At 44.6% G+C, this 18,894-nt stretch carries 23 protein-coding genes; 15 read left to right on the top strand and 8 right to left on the bottom strand.

The features are described from left to right. Nucleotides 1-10: 10 nt before the first annotated feature. From BN6471_RS12230 to BN6471_RS12195, 8 genes are read left to right on the top strand one after another with little or no spacing between them, the layout of a single operon-like run. Nucleotides 11-1,264, top strand: coding sequence for a DUF3801 domain-containing protein (locus BN6471_RS12230; RefSeq protein WP_066649566.1), 1,254 nt, complete (start codon nt 11-13; stop codon nt 1,262-1,264). Next, on the top strand, nt 1,264-2,955 hold the full coding sequence (locus BN6471_RS12225; protein ID WP_082903480.1) for a VirD4-like conjugal transfer protein, CD1115 family: 1,692 nt from the start codon (nt 1,264-1,266) through the stop codon (nt 2,953-2,955). The genes BN6471_RS12230 and BN6471_RS12225 overlap by 1 nt, the downstream gene beginning before the upstream one ends. A 39-nt stretch (nt 2,956-2,994) precedes the next feature. Continuing rightward, nucleotides 2,995-3,315 (top strand): TrbC/VirB2 family protein, encoded by a 321-nt coding sequence (locus tag BN6471_RS12220; protein ID WP_066649564.1) that lies wholly within the window; start codon nt 2,995-2,997, stop codon nt 3,313-3,315. A 30-nt stretch (nt 3,316-3,345) separates the two neighbouring features. After that, nucleotides 3,346-4,227: a hypothetical protein gene (locus BN6471_RS12215; RefSeq protein WP_066649563.1), complete on the top strand. Its 882-nt coding sequence runs from the start codon at nt 3,346-3,348 to the stop codon at nt 4,225-4,227. 10 nt (nt 4,228-4,237) lie between these two features. Continuing rightward, the gene (locus BN6471_RS12210; RefSeq protein ID WP_066649561.1) at nt 4,238-4,618 is read left to right on the top strand and encodes a PrgI family protein; all 381 of its coding nucleotides are present in this window, start codon (nt 4,238-4,240) and stop codon (nt 4,616-4,618) included. Beyond that, nucleotides 4,590-6,926, top strand: a complete 2,337-nt coding sequence (locus tag BN6471_RS12205) for a VirB4-like conjugal transfer ATPase, CD1110 family (protein ID WP_066649559.1) — start codon at nt 4,590-4,592, stop codon at nt 6,924-6,926. The genes BN6471_RS12210 and BN6471_RS12205 overlap by 29 nt, the downstream gene beginning before the upstream one ends. Next, nucleotides 6,916-8,565 (top strand): C40 family peptidase, encoded by a 1,650-nt coding sequence (locus BN6471_RS13250; RefSeq protein WP_066649557.1) that lies wholly within the window; start codon nt 6,916-6,918, stop codon nt 8,563-8,565. The genes BN6471_RS12205 and BN6471_RS13250 overlap by 11 nt, the downstream gene beginning before the upstream one ends. 18 nt (nt 8,566-8,583) lie before the next feature. After that, the gene (locus BN6471_RS12195) at nt 8,584-9,441 is read left to right on the top strand and encodes an AAA family ATPase (protein ID WP_066649552.1); all 858 of its coding nucleotides are present in this window, start codon (nt 8,584-8,586) and stop codon (nt 9,439-9,441) included. Nucleotides 9,442-9,522: 81 nt separating this feature from the next. On the opposite strand, the gene BN6471_RS12190 is transcribed toward BN6471_RS12195, so the two are convergent. The 6 genes from BN6471_RS12190 to BN6471_RS12165 all read right to left on the bottom strand — a co-directional run bounded on the left by BN6471_RS12190 (nt 9,523) and on the right by BN6471_RS12165 (nt 12,916). Next, the gene (locus tag BN6471_RS12190; RefSeq protein WP_066649550.1) at nt 9,523-10,140 is read right to left on the bottom strand and encodes a hypothetical protein; all 618 of its coding nucleotides are present in this window, start codon (nt 10,138-10,140) and stop codon (nt 9,523-9,525) included. A 28-nt stretch (nt 10,141-10,168) separates the two neighbouring features. Further along, a complete protein-coding gene (locus BN6471_RS12185) occupies nt 10,169-10,513 on the bottom strand; it encodes a hypothetical protein (protein WP_066649548.1) in 345 nt (114 codons plus the stop codon). 12 nt (nt 10,514-10,525) lie between these two features. Then, nucleotides 10,526-10,756: a hypothetical protein gene (locus BN6471_RS12180; RefSeq protein WP_066649546.1), complete on the bottom strand. Its 231-nt coding sequence runs from the start codon at nt 10,754-10,756 to the stop codon at nt 10,526-10,528. Nucleotides 10,757-10,930: 174 nt separating this feature from the next. Next, nucleotides 10,931-11,791: a hypothetical protein gene (locus BN6471_RS12175; RefSeq protein WP_066649544.1), complete on the bottom strand. Its 861-nt coding sequence runs from the start codon at nt 11,789-11,791 to the stop codon at nt 10,931-10,933. Nucleotides 11,792-11,802: 11 nt separating this feature from the next. After that, a complete protein-coding gene (locus tag BN6471_RS12170) occupies nt 11,803-12,423 on the bottom strand; it encodes a hypothetical protein (RefSeq protein WP_066649541.1) in 621 nt (206 codons plus the stop codon). Beyond that, nucleotides 12,407-12,916 carry an RNA polymerase sigma factor gene (locus BN6471_RS12165; protein ID WP_066649532.1) on the bottom strand — a complete coding sequence of 170 codons (510 nt, stop codon included), beginning with the start codon at nt 12,914-12,916 and terminating at the stop codon, nt 12,407-12,409. Before BN6471_RS12165 ends, BN6471_RS12170 begins: the two co-directional genes overlap by 17 nt. 96 nt (nt 12,917-13,012) lie before the next feature. Between BN6471_RS12165 and BN6471_RS12160 the strand changes: the two genes are divergently transcribed. From BN6471_RS12160 to BN6471_RS12145, 4 genes are all read left to right on the top strand, one after another. Beyond that, nucleotides 13,013-13,417 (top strand): hypothetical protein, encoded by a 405-nt coding sequence (locus BN6471_RS12160; protein ID WP_066649530.1) that lies wholly within the window; start codon nt 13,013-13,015, stop codon nt 13,415-13,417. A 228-nt stretch (nt 13,418-13,645) separates the two neighbouring features. Then, complete coding sequence (locus tag BN6471_RS12155; RefSeq protein WP_066649527.1) at nt 13,646-14,044, top strand: helix-turn-helix domain-containing protein; 399 nt, start codon at nt 13,646-13,648, stop codon at nt 14,042-14,044. A 15-nt stretch (nt 14,045-14,059) separates the two neighbouring features. Beyond that, a complete protein-coding gene (locus tag BN6471_RS12150; RefSeq protein ID WP_066649524.1) occupies nt 14,060-14,395 on the top strand; it encodes a hypothetical protein in 336 nt (111 codons plus the stop codon). Between the two features lie 166 nt (nt 14,396-14,561). Then, nucleotides 14,562-15,803, top strand: a complete 1,242-nt coding sequence (locus BN6471_RS12145) for a DNA polymerase Y family protein (protein WP_066649521.1) — start codon at nt 14,562-14,564, stop codon at nt 15,801-15,803. A gap of 119 nt (nt 15,804-15,922) precedes the next feature. Here the strand turns inward: BN6471_RS12145 and BN6471_RS12980 are convergent, their stop codons facing one another. Both BN6471_RS12980 and BN6471_RS12140 read right to left on the bottom strand, forming a co-directional pair. Beyond that, entirely contained in the window at nt 15,923-16,075 is a 153-nt protein-coding gene (locus BN6471_RS12980) for a hypothetical protein (protein ID WP_156511795.1), read from the bottom strand. Nucleotides 16,076-16,082: 7 nt separating this feature from the next. Beyond that, nucleotides 16,083-16,355, bottom strand: a complete 273-nt coding sequence (locus tag BN6471_RS12140; RefSeq protein ID WP_066649518.1) for a hypothetical protein — start codon at nt 16,353-16,355, stop codon at nt 16,083-16,085. Between the two features lie 482 nt (nt 16,356-16,837). Between BN6471_RS12140 and BN6471_RS12135 the strand changes: the two genes are divergently transcribed. The 3 genes from BN6471_RS12135 (at nt 16,838) to BN6471_RS12975 (ending at nt 18,573) form a co-directional block, all read left to right on the top strand. Continuing rightward, on the top strand, nt 16,838-17,404 hold the full coding sequence (locus tag BN6471_RS12135; protein ID WP_066649516.1) for an RNA polymerase sigma factor: 567 nt from the start codon (nt 16,838-16,840) through the stop codon (nt 17,402-17,404). Beyond that, nucleotides 17,361-18,041 (top strand): DUF4367 domain-containing protein, encoded by a 681-nt coding sequence (locus tag BN6471_RS12130; RefSeq protein WP_066649513.1) that lies wholly within the window; start codon nt 17,361-17,363, stop codon nt 18,039-18,041. Before BN6471_RS12135 ends, BN6471_RS12130 begins: the two co-directional genes overlap by 44 nt. 70 nt (nt 18,042-18,111) lie before the next feature. Further along, complete coding sequence (locus BN6471_RS12975) at nt 18,112-18,573, top strand: hypothetical protein (RefSeq protein WP_147554033.1); 462 nt, start codon at nt 18,112-18,114, stop codon at nt 18,571-18,573. The last annotated feature ends 321 nt before the right edge of the window (nt 18,574-18,894 follow it).

Genomic DNA, 18,894 nt, shown 5'->3' with positions numbered 1-18,894 from the left:
AGGTTTGAAAATGGAAGGAGAAGCGGCCAGATTTATATTCCAGGGAACGGAAATCGTCATGCAAATGGGGCGCGGCGCGGGAAAGATTATGGTGTTCCTTGCCGCAGCGTTAAAAAAGCGCAAAATATACAGGGGGGAAACATCCCTGAAAAAGATACTGCGTATGGGCGAACCCGTGATGATCGGCAGCATACCAAAGGAACGGATGGAAGAATTTTTGAGCCATATCAAGGAGTATAGCCTTATCTATGCAGCCGTAGATAACCCGGAGCAGAATGCGGTGGATATCATGTTCCCCACAAGGGATTTAGCAAAATTCAACCAGATCGCTAAACGTATCGGCGTCACCGTAGACAGTAATCAAATGGCGGAAGCAACGGTAACGGAGGTGCGCGACAGCACGAAGGAAAAGCTGGAGCGCAATGCGGCAATCCTCGATGCGCCGGAGCCTGCCCCATCAAACTGCAAGATCAGCGATATGGATATCGAGACGATTCAGGAAACCATTGGAGAGATCAACCGAAACAACAGTGATGCGTATACGCCGGACAACTGGAAAGCATATCTTGAGATGCAGGCTGTGTTATACGATTTTTCAAGCAAAAACAAAAACATCATCTACGAAACAAAGCCTGACGCCACGATGGTCATGTCCAAAACCCGTTGGCGGGCGATTGGCCGGGAAATCGTGGAAAATGCGGATGAGATCGTTATCAAGAGACCGGAAAAGAAAAATGGGAAAACGGAATTTGTGGATGCGGTTGTTTACGACGTACAGGACACGTCCGGTAAGGCTGTAGGATTTGGGGCATATTTTGAAAAACTCTCGCCGGAAACGCTTATCGAAGTAAACGAACGGTTCAAGAAAAAATATCCGGTGGAGGTTTCCGAAACACTAGGGCAGGACGCTTTGTTTTCACCGGAATCAAAAAAGATATTGCTGAAAGAAGGGCTTACGCCGGAGCAGGAATTCCAGGCGTTGCAGCGTGAAGCGATCTATGGGCGGTGTTTTAAGGAGCAGGGGGTGAAATACTCGCGGGAAGATAATTCGTTCCGCGCGGACAGCGTTACCTATGCCCTGTCCGTCAAGTATGGCCTTGATACCGCGAACATGGATTTTCCGCAGCTTGATGAAATACCAGTGGAGAAAACGGGCAAGCTGTTCTCAGACAGGTTGAGCGTCCTGAAAGATATTGCGGAGAAGAAAAAAGAACTCAAGGAAATGATTCCGATCACAAAAGAGATGGACGTGATGACACTGTGATGGACAAAAAGACGCTGAAATCGTCGGTCATCATGTGGGGCGTGCTGCTCGGCGGGATGTTGTGGTTCGCCGTGAAGCTCGCTATGAGCTATGAGATAGGGATCACATTTGAACAGTTCAAACAAAATTTCATGGTGAACGCCGCAAATATATTCTACTTCAAAGCCGCCGGGCATACGGCGGCTTTTGTAGTTGTGGTGGTCGTTATATGGCTTGTATTGCTGTCAAACTACCTTTTTCGCGCCGGTCTGTATATGCACGGCAAAGAGCATGGCAGCGCGGGGTTTGCCAATCTCAGGGAATTGCAGCGCAAATATGTTCAGGATGAAAATATCATCCTGTCACAAAACCTTTCTATTGGATTGGATATGTACCGCCACCAACACAATCTCAATATTTTAGTGGTGGGCGGGAGCGGAAACGGGAAAGGACGGGGATTTTGTATACCGGGATTGGTCTCGAGCACCCCCAATTTAAGCTACGTTTGCTCCGATCCGAAGGGGGAAGCGCTGCGGAGTACGGGCCATGCCCTTGAAAAAATGGGATATGAGGTTAGGGTGTTAAACCTCATAGATATGAAAAACTCCATGCGGTACAATCCATTCCGGTACTTACGAAAGGACAGCGACGTTATTTCCCTTATAACGAATTTCATACAGAACACCACACCGAAGGATGCGCACAGTTCTGATCCCTTTTGGGAAAAAGCACAAATCGCGCTGCTTCAAGCCCTTATGTTCTACCTATGGTACGAAGCGCCGAGCAACGAACAGAATTTTGCGATGATGGCTGAAATGCTGCGGTATGCGGAGGTACGTGAAAAGGATGAGAACCATAAAAGCCCGTTGGATATGCTGTTTGAGGAATTGAAGCACAAGAACCCAAACCACATTGCCTGCCGTCAATATGATATGTACAAGCTTGCGGCGGGAAAAACGGCGAAATCGATCCTTGTCATGGCGGGTGTGTCGCTTTCCCTCTTTGGGATCGAGGAAGTTATTGACCTGACTTCGGAGGATGAACTGCATTTCAGTGACCTCGCGGAAAAAAAGATTGCGCTATTCTGCATTACCTCAGACTGCGATCCGTCCTTTGACTGGCTTGCCAGTATGCTCTATACACAGATGTTTCAGGAGCTTGAGTACATTGCGGACAGCAGGCCGGACGGACGGCTTGCCCGCCATGTGCGGTTCATTTTAGATGAGTACGCCAATATCTCGATTTCCTCCGGGCAGTCGAACGACGGCGGACAAAAGGTACTTTCAACGTGCCGCAGCAGGAATTTCAGTATGAATATCGTGATTCAAAACATAGCGCAGCTCAAAGGATTGTTCAAGGACACATGGGAGAACATCACAGGATGTTGTGACGTGATGCTCTACCTTGGAGGAAACGAACAGAGCACCCATAAGTATGTAGCCGAGGAACTATCAAAGGCTACGATCCGCTACGACACATTTGGGAAATCCGCGAACAACCTGAATACCAATATCAATATCACGGGGCGCGAGCTTATGACGCCCGGTGAGATAAGGGAGCTTGACCGCAGAGATTGTATCGTCCTGATCGCAAATGAAAAACCCATAATCGACAGGAAATACGACCTGATGAAGCACCCGAACATCCGCCTTGCACAGCAGGGCGGCGCCCCGCCGTATTATTACAGGCGGGATCGAAACAAAGCTGCCTGATGGCAGTCGCACCTTGAAAACTGAATAGGAGAAAACGGCATGAAAAGAAGAAAAAACTTAAAGATTGTTGTTATGGTGGTCGTTATGCTGACCATCATTTTTTTTGCCCAAACAGCGTTTGCAGTAGATATTCAACAGGGGATGGACCCACTTGAAGCGATGAACAACCTTGTGGATTTCATCCTTTCAATCGTGACCGTCGTGGGCGTCATTGCCCTTATATGGGGCGGTGTGCAGCTCGCGCTTGCGCTGAAATCACAGGACGCTTCACAGCGTACCAATGCGATCCTGTTCCTAGCGGGCGGCGCAATTATGGTCGGAATCAAGTTCGTGCTGCAGGCGATTGGAGTATCGGTATGACCGCGCCAACAAAGAAAGGGGGCGGGGTAATTGGAGTATAGCGTACTTTGGACGATCCAAATGGGACTTACTTTCCTGAACAACTGTTTTGGGGATGTGAAGGACCTGCTTATGATGGCCCCCGCCGATTACGCAGGCGGGGCGATATGGGATGTGGTGGTAAAGATCAATACGGGAATACAGGGAATTGGCTATGGGCTTCTTGTCCTGTTTTTCCTGATGACCTTTTTCAAGACCACAAGCAATTTCAAAGACCTTTCCATCCAACAGGTGATTGGCTGGATCGCGCGCTTTTTGATCGTGAAATTCGTGATCGACTACGGAATACAGGTTTTGAATTTTTCGATCAATGTGTCAATGGGAATCAACGATACCATTTTCCAAAACGCAACAGATTTTGAGTTTGCGAGAATATCCCCGGAGGTAGTCGAAGCGGCGCAGCAGATGATAAACGCGAGTTGGTGGGAACGGTTAGGAGCAATATTCCAAAGTATTCCAATGGGACTGCTTGCGGTTGTAGGCAACGTCATCATGTGGGCAGCGGGTATATGCCTTGTGGTCTGTACCTACCTGCGGTTTTTCCGTTTGTTCATCTATAGCTGCCTTGCCCCGGTTCCGCTCTCGACGCTCGGCAGCCCCGAAACGAGCCAGACCGGAAAGCATTTCCTCAAGGCTTATGCGGCGGTTTGCCTTGAAATCTGTGTGATCGCGCTTGCCATCGTCATATTTACAGCAATGGCGTCAAACAGCGCTTTCATTTTCCCATCATGGGAAGCAGGAAACGTCAACCCAAACTTTACCTATTGGAATACCCTTATCAACTACCTGTTCCAGATCATGCTGCAATCGGTGATGCTGGTGGTTGTTGTCATGTCGGCAAACAGGTTCATCAGGGAAATGCTCGGCGTATGAGGAGGAAAATATGGAAACTACAGTGATTACAGATATATCCGAATATAAGGAAAACATACTTGCGGGGATGAACGGGAGGCAGCTTGCCCTCAGCATCATAGGGATCATTATTATCATTCTGTCCTATACGACAGTGACAAAATACCTGCCTTTGCAGGCCGCAAGCTATTTGGCGATAGGGCTTGGCCTCCCGTGCTTCCTGTTTGCCTTTGCGCGGCCACATAAAATGCGGCTTGAACAATTTCTTATGATCTGGCTGGAGAGCGAACTGCTGTCCTTCAGGAAGCGGTGGTACATCTCGGAGAACAGGTTGTATGAAGCAATCTCGGAAAACGACACTCAAAAGAAGGAGAAGAAAACACATGGCACAGTGGAAACCAAAGCAGAGTAAGCCCGTATATAAAAGACCGAAATCCGTACAAAAAAGTATTCCGATCAAGGCCGTTCATAAGAACGGTATTTTTGAACACAACGGCACTTTTTCGATGACCGGACGGTTTCTGGATGTAAACTACCAGGCGGCGTCACCGGAGGAACAGAAATACATCTTTGCGGGATACCAGGAGCTTCTAAAGTCCTTTGATATCGACGAGCTGATGAAGATAACGCTCGTAAACAAAAAGGTCAATGAGGCGACGCTGCATGGGGATATGTTTTTGCCGCTCAAAAGCGATGGGTTCGATGAATACCGCGAGGAAATAAACAGCATAAACCGGCGGCGCGCGACGGAAGGAACAAACAATATTGTGCAGGAGAAATATATCACGGTCACGACGCAAAGGAAGAAAGCCGAGGATGCGCAGCCGTGGTTCACACGTATGGAAAGCACCCTCAAAGGCGCGCTTTCCAAGGTGGGCAGCAACTTTGAACGCGTGGGTACAGAGGACCGCCTGAAAATCTTTTATGATTTTTTCCGCGCGGGAGAGGAAATGCAATTCCATATAGACCGGGAGTTGATCGAAAAACGGGGACATAATGTGAGGGATTATATTGCGCCGGACGGTATGGAATTTCACAGCAACTATTTTAAAATCGGGAAACGGTACGGACGCGTCCTGTTTTTGGGCGAATACCCCGCGTATTTGCGGGATACGCTTATTACCGAACTCATGAACCTGCCGAAAGAAATGATGCTTTCCATCGATATGATCTCGAAATCCCGGGAGGATTCCTTGCAGCAGGTACAAAGGAAATTGCTTTCCGTGGAAACGGAAATTGGCAGCTCCACGAAAAAAGCGAACGAGCAGGGCAACTACAACGCCACGGTCCCGCCCCGTCTGGAGGAAAAGCGCAACGGGCTTACGGAGATCATCAGGCTGATCCGGGAATACGACCAACGGATCGTATGGGCGCAGGTCAACCTTTTCCATATGGCTGATTCGCTGCGTGAACTGGATAACGACACGGAAGCCCTCATTGCGGTTGGACAGGGATATATGTGCCGGTTCCAGACCGCCATGTACCGACAGGAGCAGGGGCTTAATACGGTTCTTCCCTATGGACTTTGGTATATGGATTCGCTGCGTACCCTTACGACAGAAAATGCGGCAACCCTGATGCCCTTCGTATCGCAGGAAATATGGGACAAAGGCGGAATATGCTACGGGCAGAACATGATGACCAAGCACTTGATTGTTGCGGACAAAAGAAAGAACAATTCGCCCCATTCCGTGTATCTTGGCAGCACGGGGAGCGGAAAATCCATGTGTTACAAGAACGAAGTGATTAACCTGATCCTGAAAACGACAGAGGACGATGTGATTATTTTGGATCCGGAACGTGAAGCGTTTCCGCTTGTGAGACTGCTGAAAGGAGAGTTTATCCACCTCTCGGCAGGTTCAAAAATGCGCATAAACGCACTGGATATGATGCAGTATGTGGAAAAGGGCGATGATCCGGTAGCGATCAAGTGCGAGTTCATTTTGACGCTGATCGAAATGGCGATTGGCAAAGACTACATCAGCCCAAAACAGCAGACGATCATAGACAGGTGTTCGCGCCGATTGCTGACAAACGTAGCAAATGGGCGCAGGAAAAAGCAGGTTACGCTAAAGGACCTGTATGAACTGATTAAAAAGCAGCCGGAGGATGAGGCGCAGGATCTCGCTGCCTGTCTGGAACTGTACGTCTTGGGTTCGCTCAATATGTTTGCGCAGCAGACCAATGTAGATACGAAATCCCGGCTTCTTTGCTACGATATCCGCGACCTTGGGGAAAAGCTGAAACCGCTTGCAATGCTGATCGTACTGGACGCGATCCAAAACCGCGTGGCGCTAAACCGTTCGCTCGGTAAACGTACATGGGTATACATTGACGAATTTTGGTGGATGTACCGCCAGGAATATACAGGAAAAGCGGCGGACGCCCTGTATCGCAGGATGCGAAAATATGGATGCGGTATTTGTTCGATCAGCCAAAATATTTCATCGCTGATCCAATCTGAATATGGCAGGGATATGATTTCCAATTCGGAATTCCTTATGCTGTTCAAGCAAGCCGAATCAGACCGGAACGCCCTTGGCGAATTACTGAACCTGTCCGAACGGCAAATGGACTATCTATCAAACGCGGAAGCAGGCTGCGGGTTGATGCGGTGCGGCTCGGTTGTCGTACCCTTTGACGGCAGGTTTGACAAGGATACGAAGCTCTACCAGGCAATGACAACCAAGATCGAGGAGGTGGATACATTTGCAGGATAAGCAGGAACAGGCAAAACGTATCGTGCGCGGTATCCATGCGAAACATGCGCGGAATATACAGCTTTCCCCAAGTGTCATGAACCGCGAAGAAGAACTACAAAAGATGCGGCCCCAAGGCATGGTAAAGGGCGGCTTGCGTAATACGCAGGCCGCCCTCGGCCTTGTGAAGAAAAAAATGGCGATGGAGCATTACGATTTGGCGCCCGAGCAGGCAGTGGGGAAAGAGCTTTCGGAAGATACAAAAGCAGCGGCAAATACTGTAGGCGGAATGGCGCGGGATATATTGTCCCGGCAAATTGGCAAAGCACATGGCAGCAGTAAAGAAACTGTTGCTGTGTCTCCAAAAACACCTTCCCATACGCCGAACACAGGAAAAACCGCAGCAATCGTTCGTAGGGAGCAGGCAAAAAGGGCTGTCAGGAGGGAAACGCAAAAAGCGGCGGTCAAGACTGCAAAGAACACAGCGAAAAAGACGGCGAAGAAAATTGCGAAAAGCGGTGCGAACACCGTGCGCGGCGGGATATCCTTTGTGGCAAAGATACCCTTTATCGGGTTGCCAATCTTGATCGCCGTACTTTTGGTATTTATCGTTGCGAACATCATGATCGCGGTCTCATCATCTCCACCGGGGATATTTTTCTCGGATAATGAGGAAAATCCGAATAAGGTAAAAAGTATTGTGGAACAGGTAGGGAACGAATGGTTTGGAGAGCTTGCGGCAAAACGGCAGGAATATGAGGCTCAGGGGTATACCGTTGACGTCAGCTATGGCGCGGATATTGGCGATGAAGGGGGCAGGGTAGATAATTGGGTGGATTGCCTTGCGCTCTACGCTGTCATCTCAAATGACAGCAGCAACGCGCCGATTGGGTTCAGCGATGCGGATATTCAGGAGATACGGGACTTGTATTTCAAAATGAACCCAATCACAGTAAATATTTGGACAGAAGAACCGGAAGCTACTGCTACAACAGACGCACAGCGCAGTACCCGTGTTCTTGCTTCCACTTCGCCTACGGTGCAGGCAGGTATGCACGCTGAACTCAATGTGACGAACCTGCGGTATATACAGATGCTTGATGAGTATGACCTGACAGAAGAACAAAAGGAAATGGTCAAATTTCTTGTGAGCAGCGAGAATGCCCCTTTGTGGCGCAAATTGGGAGTGGATTACTTTGGAATGACGGACGCCGAAATTGGGAATATATCTGATATTGTGAAGAACCTCCCAAAAGGAACGCTTGGCGGGGATATTGTGGAAGCCGCGTTTACGAGGATAGGGGATCCTTACAGCATGGAATTGCGCGGACAGGGAAACTATATTGACTGTTCCGGTTTAACGCAATGGGCATATGCGCAAGCTGGGATCGAGCTTCCCGCAACTGCGGCAGACCAGGCAAAATATTGCGTGGATAATGAGAAGGTGATCGACGAGAGCCAGTTACAGGCAGGCGACCTTATTTTCTGGTCTTATCCAAACAGCAGCAGGGTAAAAAAGCGGTTTATGGCGATTGGACACGTCGCTATTTACGTTGGTGACGGAATGATGATAGAAGCCGCACCCTCGGCAGGCGGCGTCGTATACCGAGAAGTATCCGTACAGGGAACGCCGTTTATGTACGGCAGGCCGTATGTGTAAGAAGGAGATAATCAGGAAATGAAAACATTGGTTGTAAATCTTTTCGGCGGTCCTGGCGCGGGAAAAACCGCCGCAGCCTGGGAGATCGCAAAGCTCCTGAAAACAGGCGGTATTCTGACCGAATATATTCCAGAATACGCGAAAGAGCTTGTTTGGGCTGAACGCTTTGACCTCTTGGACGGCAGCTTTGCACATCAACTGCGGATATTGGAAGAACAAAACAGGCGGCTTAAATGCGTTCAGGGGAAGGTGGATGTAGCAGTCACAGATTCGCCGGTGATCCTTGGATTGATTTACCAAAAATATCCGAGCGAGGATTTAAAACGGGAAGCATTCAAGGCGTATAACTCCTATTGCAATTTTAACCTGTTTATTGAGCGCCCAAAGGATAGGCAGTTCGAGCAGGCAGGCAGGATCCACACCGAAAAAGAGAGTCTGGAAAAAGACAGGGAGATCATAAATCTGCTGAAAGGCAATAGGCTATATTACGGAACCTATTCACGGGATTCTGAAAAACTGATCGTGAAAAACATAGTTCAGCATATGCAAAGGATAAACAAAATGGAAAGGCAGGAAAATATGGAAGAAAAGAGTGATTCATTTATATGTGAAACACGAGCATGTATCCAATCATTGCATGGTAAAATGGGAAATGCGAAGCTCATCAGGATAATAGGGGAAAACGACTATTTGGCTGAATACAATGGCGTACAATGTCATGCGAATTTTGATTGGGATATTGGTCAGTATTATATTTCGGATCTGTCCGGCATCATCAAAGAGAAAACATCGGTGAAGGATAAATTAGATAAACTGGAAAGGACTGGCGAACACGCGGATGAGACGATCCAAATAGCAGACGAGTTAGCCAGATGAATTTATTCCAAGCGAGCCGAAGGAAAAGCAGGCAATTAAATTTCAGAATATGGGATCAAGCAAAAAAATTGTTATTTAACGTCAAGAGGGCTGTCCCTTTTTGGACGGCCCTTTTTTATTTTGAAAAGTTAAATATACGGCTGCCTCAAACGCTTGCGAATGTGATTCAGACAGAACCCATTCGCAAATTTTTATAATTTCCACACAGGATTGGTAGTGCAATATGCCCATTTCGCTGTTGCTGTGCTTCTGTACTTTTTTAACGCCGACGCCAACCGTTTTGGCGATAACTTCACTCATCCATTCCATAAGCATCCATGCACCATGTAGGCGCAATCGTGGAGTTTTGATTTTCTCACCACGGCGTGTCTTGCATGGCCTTAGTCCAAGGGAAGAATGGCACTGGATATAGGCTCGAACAAAATCCGCATTATTATCTACACGCGGAATTGCCCTGTCAGTATTCTTTCTGCCGGTATATCCGCTTTCCTCTATTTCCGACTCCAGTGATTTTTTTATTCTCAGGCAATATAATTTTGTTCCGTTGCGACAGTGCGTTAGTGTGTAAATTTTACCACCATTGATTTTTTGTATGAAGTTGGCGAAATAAGGATCTTGATTAGTTAATAAATATTTTTCGCCTGTATTACTGCACGTCGCCCATAAAATTCCGAGAGCATATGATGTAAACACCGCCATAATAGATTGCTCCGTATATCATATCAGTCTATATATTTCTCTGCATATCCTCAATAAAAAAGCTGTACCCAATCATCATTTTTTGATCTTCGGGCGTGTCCACTATTCCAGCATCCCAATTCTCAACTGTACGCAGCTTTTTGAAGTATCTGCGACAAAACTCCGCCCTTCCAAGTTTATGAGTCTCTCGCATTTCTTTGATGGTGCTGTGCGCTAAATTAAATATTGATTTCAGGATGCTTGTTATTTGCTGTACGTTATCCTCTCCATAGTCATCCATCCACTCCTGCCACCCTCTTTCGCCGATATACATATCAACGTCGTCATAAGTGAGTGCTTCCTGATACAGCTTGCTATACAACTGAAATTTCATATCTTCTTCCTTTCACTGGCGAGCACTTTCATTTTCCAAGAAGAATCTTGTCTCCGCACATTTATTCTCATAATCCGCGACTCTCTCCGTTTTGCTTGCTCTATGGGGAATGGGATCGTCATGATAGTCCTGATTACTAAAGGCTTTGGCATCTTCCTTATTGTCAAACCATTGCGTCGATGGGAAATCATTGCCCCATATTCTGTATTCTACGCTATAAAAAGTTTTATAAATTCTTGGCATTTTGCAACTCCTTCTCCCGCCAATTATCTTACGGGCCGATTAGTTGACCTTTTCTTTATCTTGCATCTTAATAATACCACCATTATGGTGGTACGTCAACAACAAATGGGGATATCTGGTCTCAAAATGTAAAAATCCACTAAGCAAATGCCGGTGGATTTTTACATTTCATATTCACTTTTCAAAAAAGGCGTCAAAGAAGGCAGTTCTAAGATCAGATGAGTCATTTATACCTTGAATGGATTTTCTTTGCCACTTCCAGTAAAGACGTTTAAGGCGGCTGTTTTTATTATTACTCAACATAAAATGAACTGCTTCTGCTTCTTGGGAGAGTTTGTCAATTCTATGTTTTTGATCTTCAATAAATTTTTCAGGGAATTCATCTGGCTTCGCTTTAAGAATCGTATTGATCTTTGCGGAATGGATCCGATCCTTTCGGCATTCTATTTCAGATTCTAAATATATCTTCATAAGCGATAAATCTTTCGTTTTTATTATGAAAGGTAAATCAGATAAGCAACCCCATTGTGCGGAATAATCAATCTTAAAATTTAGAAGGAGACCGTCAAAATAATGAATAACAGAATTGCCTTTCAGCAGCTTTCTATATTCGTAAGGGACCATTCTTCGCCGATTATTCCCATCGATATAAATAAGATAGTCTATGTTTTGCAGCATAGCCTTTTGCGGAGCGTCTGAATTCATAGACATAAAGAGACCTGAATATGGGGCCAGTTTCCCCATGAAAGTTTTGAAATCGTCCTGATCGAGCGAACAATACACAAGGGAGCCGATATCATCATTTTTCATATCATCGCGTATATCCGCTACCAAAGACATAAACGTGATATCCGAATCATTGTTCTCAGAAACGCAGAAGCTGCCGACATTCTTTTGATACAGGTATTCTATATCGCAGCGAAGCGCGGCGCGTATGCGTTTGCTGTAATAGGGGAAATCATCCGTTTCACCGCCAAGTTCCCTGAACGAATCAGACCGTACATCTAGAAATCCGCATGATTGTGTTTCTTCCATCATTTTCTCCCTTATTTCGTCCCGATAAAAGTAATACTGTTGACTATCCCGATAAAAATATCCTCATTCATGGGCGGTCCCGTTATCGTAAACACTTTAGCCTGGCCGCCGTATTCCGATTTGAAGATTCCTGTTGATCCGTCCTGATCGATAAAGTATTCAACGTTCTTCCGATCCATTGTTTGCGCGATCCCCTCCGCTCGAGGCTTGCTGTCACTTTCCATATACCCGGTGGGGATATCGTCCTGTTCAAAAAGGAAAATACTTTCGCCATTGTAATCGTAAATGGATTTGTCATAGCCGAAATCAGCAACGCTTTCGCGTCCTTCAAAACGTACATCGGGGGAGGAAATAATATAGCAGGGCAGGTCCCCGCTCTGGATGACTTCCTGCATTTCAGCCACACGCTGCATAACCTGTTCTTCAGCGTTGACTCTTGGAGTTATAAAAACTGAAAAGAGCATCGCCGCGGATACAGCGCAGCAGGCAGCGCCCACCAGCCATTTATTACGGAAACGCTTTTTTTGCCTTGCTTCCTGCTCGAGCAGGGAATCCATTTCCTGTCGTATTTCTTCTGGAAAGAGGTCAGGTGTGATATTTTGTTCTAATCTCTTTTTATCGGCCGGTTTCATCCAAATGCACCCTTAACAATTCGCTTATCTTCCGCTTATCGCGGTACAGCCACTTTTTGACAGTTTCATATTTCAGTCCTAATGCCCTCGATATTTTCGTTGCCCCATACCCGCCAATGATATTGAGATATAACGCCTTTCCACGTTCATTCGGCAATTCCGCAATATATTCACGAAGAATGTCCCTGATAATCATTTTATCCTCGAGATTCCCGTCAACGAGGTCGCCGGTCACATTTCCAAGCTGCTCCGTATTTATGTAATACTGAAAGGCCGCGTTATCCGGCCTGCGGTAATAGTCTGCGGCGCAATTCCGCGCGATCCGTTTCAGCCATTTTCCAAAGGCGGCGATATTATCAAGGGTTTCGTAACTACGCCATGCCTTTTGCATCGTCTCCTGCAAGATATCCTCTGCGTCATCGTCGGAATCCGAAATCGTAAGTATGAACCGTTTGATATATTGCTCATATTTTTGCCAAAGCTCCCAATCCATACAAATTTCCTGGTTATACGTGTCCCCATTTCCATCCTTTCATACGTCTTTATATATAGGGCTGTCAAAAAAAACACTATTATAAAGGAGTATGTTATGAAAAAAAGAGTAATATCGTTCCTAATCGCTTTGATGCTCATTGTTTGCTCGATACCTGCCTATGCTGCGCAGGCTGGAAATGAAGCGCCGTCGGCAGGGCCGGAGATCCAACCGCGATTGCTGACAAACATATCCGTTTCCCTGAGTAAAAGCGGTTCGCAGCTTAAACTTTATACGTCGGTGATCTGTAATAATACTGACGAGCGAATCTACCTAACCGTTTACCTGCAACGATACCGCAACGGATCGTGGCAGAATTATTCTTCTTATACGGCCCAGGGGACAGGGGATTGCCTGATCGCAAAATACGTTTCGCCGCCAAGGGGTTACTCGTACCGGATCTATGCGGTCGTTTCCAATTCGAGCCTGGCTACAAAGTATTCAAGCTCCGTATATTTCTAAAAGAGTAATTCGTCCTTCTATCTGACAACCCTGTTTACCGGTACGAACCGGCGCAGATCAGCAAGAGGTGGGTAACTCATTACGCTGACCGGCACCGTCCGCACCCCAGTTTACTCAGGCGCCCAATGGAGCGCAATTTCATTATATCATCAAATTTGATTATAAAACAATACAATTAATAAACAAACACGTCAATCGCTTGGGGATTATAAAGATTACACTATTTATATGAGTAACAGCGAGGAAAAATTAAGAGAGTTTATTTCCAATAGGGTAAAGGAACTTCTGAAAGCGAAAGGATCGCCAACGCAGAAAACAGTGAGCGGTTTAATTGGACATGGCGAAAATCAGCTTACCCGTCTCCTTACCAAGAAACATACTCCCTCAATCCTTATTGTGTACGATCTCTGCAACTATTTTGGAATCACGTTGTCAGAATTTTTTAAGGAAGATTATAGCGGAGATAAATCAACATCGTCACTCGTGAAGTTGTTAAACGACAAGTATGATGCCGATGTCATAAATAAGTTATATGATCTCCTTGATTCTTTGGATAAAGCGACGGTAAAAGTATTGTTGTCATCTTATGCCGATTACCATCAATCCAAAAATGTAGATAAAAAGTAAGAAGGGGAAACAGATATGAGCGAACCGAATATGCAGGATATTATGGATGTTTTAGTTGGCATGAACCAAAGGTTTGATAGTATTGATAAACGTTTTGATAAAGTAGATGAAAGCCTTAGTAAAGCAGATGAAAGACTGGCTTCATTAGAAAATGACGTTCTTGCCCTGAAGCTGGATAACGAGAATGTGATTAAGCCTGCCATTCAAACAATAGCGGAGAACCAAACGCTCCAGATCAAAAAGCTGGAGGATATGCAAAAAGCCGTAGAAGTGATCCCAGATTTGGAAATGCGGGTGGATAACCTTGAAAAGTCTTATCGTGAGGATCACTCATTCAAGGCTGTAAAATAACGGCAAATCAAAACCGACTGATAGATAGCAAGGCCATTCTTCGGAATGGCCTTTTCATGTTCTCCATAATTTAATATTAAAATTCGTCATTTTTAACGCTATGTAGCAGCTGCGGAATATATAATGTCCAATACACCCTCAAACCAAGAATATCTGGAGAGAAGTAATGGACAGAATTATTTTGCACAGCGATATCAATAGTTTTTATGCAAGCGTGGAGTGCCTGAAAAATCCTGAATTGCGAAATGTCCCAATGGCTGTCGGCGGTTCGACTTCGGAACGTCACGGTATTATCTATGCCAAAAACGACTTGGCAAAAAAGGCCGGTGTATCGACTGGAGAAGCACTATGGCAAGCTCGACAGAAATGTGATGGCCTTGTGATCGTCCCTCCGCATATGGAAGAATATATTGCTATTTCAGAACGTGTGCGGGAAATCTATAATCGGTTTTCCTGCATTATTGAGCCATACGGAATTGACGAGTGTTGGATCGATTGCACCGGAAGTACGAAACTCTTTGGGAGCGGCGTCAATATTGCACAACAAATCATGGATACGGTAAAACGGGAAATAGGGATGACCGTCAGCATCGGCGTCAGCTTCAATAAAATATTCGCTAAGTTTGGCAGCGACTACAAAAAGCCTGCCGCGATCACGGAAATCACGCGCGAAAATTTCAGGGATATCGTATGGCCTTGCCCCATCGAGGATCTCTTTGGTATCGGCAGGCGCCGCAAGAAATCTTTCAACCGGAAGGGGCTTTACAAGATAGGGGATATCGCGAAGTACGGGCGGGAACACCTTGTGTCATGGTTTGGAAAAGTGGGCGGTGAATTATGGGATTCGGCTTGTGGCCTTGATGAAAAGCCGATTTCTCCTTATGGGTATGTGCCTCCCGTTAAATCCGTAAGCAGTGGAATCACTTGTACGTCTGATCTGCTCAATCAGGAAGAAGCCAAAAAGGTAATTTTTGACCGTTCGCTGAACATTTCACACTCTTTACGAAAACACGGACTTGCGGCCTGCGGCGTTGAGATCAGTGTACGGGATATTAACTTGCACTCATGGACGTTTCAAGGTCAAATTCCATACGTCACCCAGGCATGGCACGATATAGCAGAACAGGCGTTTATCCTTTTTTGCAAACGGTATCGGTGGAGCAGCCCTATACGTTCTCTGACGGTTCGTGCAATTAGTTTGGTTCCTTCCGCGCAGCCGGAGCAGCTTTCCTTGCTTCATGACCAGCAAAAGCGTGCCAAAAACGAAATACTTGAAAAGACGATAGAATCAATCAAAAAGCGGTTTGGCAAACGCGCGGTTTTACCGGCCCTGCTGATAAAGGACACTAAAATTCCGGTTGACAGCCCCGGTGAATTGATGAAAATGCCAAATATGATTTATGGATAAGAGAAAATCAGGCCAAGATAAAAGGAGTTTTCTTTTTACTATGGATTCCGCGCGCTCCGGGTTCATGGTCAGACGATGGCGGCAAAAGAACTCCTGACCTCACCGTACACCTTCTATAATTACACTTCCTCTTGTTTTATTTTCTCCCGGAGAACGGTTTCAATCCAATTTGATAACGTGCGATTTTCCTCGGCAGCAGCCTTTTCAACTGCCAACTTAAATTCTGGCGTGACCCGCAGCCGGATCACTGCTGTTTTGGTTGTTTCCTTCATAAATACCTTATTTCACCTTTTTTGCGATGAACCTATAATATTGTTCGTACAATTCTCCGGCTTCATCGTAGACGTTAATTCTCAAATTATTATCATCAATTTCAGCTGTGAAGGAATCCGGACTAATCCATTCAACAATATGATCCATTGCGAAAATGATCGCTTCCTGTTCCGATTCGGCCTCAATGTCATCGTCCATTACTTCGCTAATATCATTATGCGGTTGGTACCCTTTTGCCTGTTCCCTGTTATCTACCAAATATTCTACTCTGTACTTCATTTTTCAATCCTCCGTTTGATTTGTCTTACAATTATATGTTACCACGATGTAGCTACAATATCAATAGGAATATTAAATAAAACGAACATAATTTGTTTTGCACCTCGATACGATTACGAAAAGTTCCAATGGCTGTCGGCGGTTCGACTTCTGAACGTCACGGTATTATCTATGCCAAAAACGACTTAGTAAAAAAGGCTGATGTGAAACAGAACAGGCACTTTGGGAAGCGCATCAAGTTGCGATGGCTTGGTGATCGTTGGAGACGATCAAAAAGCGGTTTGGCAAACGCGCGGTTTTACCAGCCCTGCTGATAAAGGACACTAAAATTCCAGTTGACAGCCCCGGTGAATTTATGAAAATGCCTAATTTGATTTATGGGTAAAAAGAAAATCACATCTTGTTTTTTTTAGTATCTGAAACATAAACATTGCAGACTAAATAAGATTGGCTTATCATAGTTATGAGGGGAGTTTGTAAATATGAAAGATACAAACAAAGCCAAAAAATTTATGGAACTCTTTGAGGAACATGAAGAATATCTGAAACGATTTATATATTCCCACGTTCGTAATACTGAAGATACGAAAGATATCTATCAGGAGTGTCTTCATAATGCTTTTAAATCCTTTAACCAATTACGCGATGAGAAAAAGTTTAAATCTTGGGTTGCCGCGATTGCAATGAATTTGATCCGAAAAAAGTTTCAAAAAAATAAATATACCGAAATTTCATTGGAGGAAGTATATGAAGCGAATCCAAATCAAACTGTTTTCAGGGACGAAGAAAGCAACGTTGAGGAAATAATTTTAAGAAATCAAAATAAAAAAGATGCAAGGGAAAAGATTGGGCAATTATCATATAGAGAAAGGGTATTTGTATATTATTACTATGAATTAGAAAAAAACATTGAAGAAATAGCAGGAATATTAAGTACAAAACCTGGCACCCTTTATTCTCTGCATTCGCGGATAAAGGGAAAATTAAGGAGGAAGGAGGGCGATTATGGAACCCACAGACGAAAGAAAAGCAACAAAGAAAATGCTTGAGGACAGTTTTGAAGAGATGTATCAAGAAGATGTGGAGGCACATAAAGATGAATTTGAACAAATAAAGCAGAATTTTTTGAAGGAAAGCGGACCGAAAAAAAAGAAAAAGCGAAATGGCATCCTATCAAAAATTGGTTTTGTAGCAGCTTTGGTTTGCGTTATATTTGTTGTATCCTTCATAATGTCCGATATACCTGAAATAAAAGCCTTTAGATATGATATCAGCGAAAAAGTAAACTCGTTCTTTACACCAAAGGATAATTATGAATTTCTAGAATTGGATCAGTTAGCCGAAAAAGAAGGAATTGTATTCCCCGCTTTTTCATATTTGCCTGTTGGGTGTGAAATGGGCGATGTTTCATATAAAGATTTTGGAGACACCTATGTTGTCAATTATACGTTGACAAAAGAAGATGAGTATATATCGGTTATGATTGAAACATATAATGGTGATGAAGCGCGGTCAGAGCAATTCTCTTTTAACGATTTTGAGCGAATTGATAAAGAGGATAAAATAATTGCATTATCACAAAGCCCTCCGTATACAGCAGTTGTTTTTATGAAAATGTATGAAATAAGGTTATCCACAAATATTAGTCGTGAAGAAATATTAAAGATCGTTGATGGAATTCAATAAAAAAGTGCAAGGAAATTGAACGTATATGCCTCCTATATTATGAAACCAAAATAATAAGGAGGCATATATTATGCGAAAAGTAGTATCTTTAATTATCTGTATTTTATTAGTTCTCTCAGTATGTGGTATAGCATTTGCAGCGGATGATAGTGGCATCAATCCATCACCAAATCCCAATTATGCGGAAAGCGAAATATTTACCGGACCGACACCCTATTCAGCAGGCTCAATTACATATGCTTATGCAGCAATCTCCAGAGGCAATGGGTATTTGCTTTGTAAAGCCGATACTGATGCGAATGCGCTATGTGATAAACTGGGAGCCTACATGGTGCTTCAAAAGTGGAATGGGAGCAGTTGGACAACATATAAGACTGGATCAGATTATGGTAAGAACTGCGCAGGTTATAATGCTCGCCTTTCATTCTCGGTAGGTTCAGGAACATACCGCCTTGTTGCTTACCATAGATCATACAATGGGAGTTCGATTTTTAATCAGATAACTCGGACTACGACTAGTATAACGGTTTAGCACAATCACATATCCCCCAAAAAGATCAGCAAAAAATTTGCTGATCTTTTTTAATAAAAATTGCAAGGTTTTTGGCTCTTGATGTATCTAATATTTTAAAGGGAAAATTATTGTTTTTTTAATATTCGCAAACAAGTTGCATATATTTCCAAATACAAACCACTTGTAAGACAAGTGACGAAACAGAAGGGAGGGAGTCCAATGGGTAATAAAAAGTCCTTACAAAACTGATGGTTGGCAACCCTATCGCGTAAGCGATAGCCAGCTTCGTAAGGACTATACGACCAAGTATACTCAGGAATCCAATGGATTTCAACATTT

Origin of the sequence: Christensenella timonensis (assembly GCF_900087015.1) — a bacterium.
In the GTDB taxonomy this organism is placed as follows: domain Bacteria; phylum Bacillota; class Clostridia; order Christensenellales; family Christensenellaceae; genus Christensenella; species Christensenella timonensis.
This window is presented reverse-complemented; position numbering and strand designations above follow the sequence as displayed.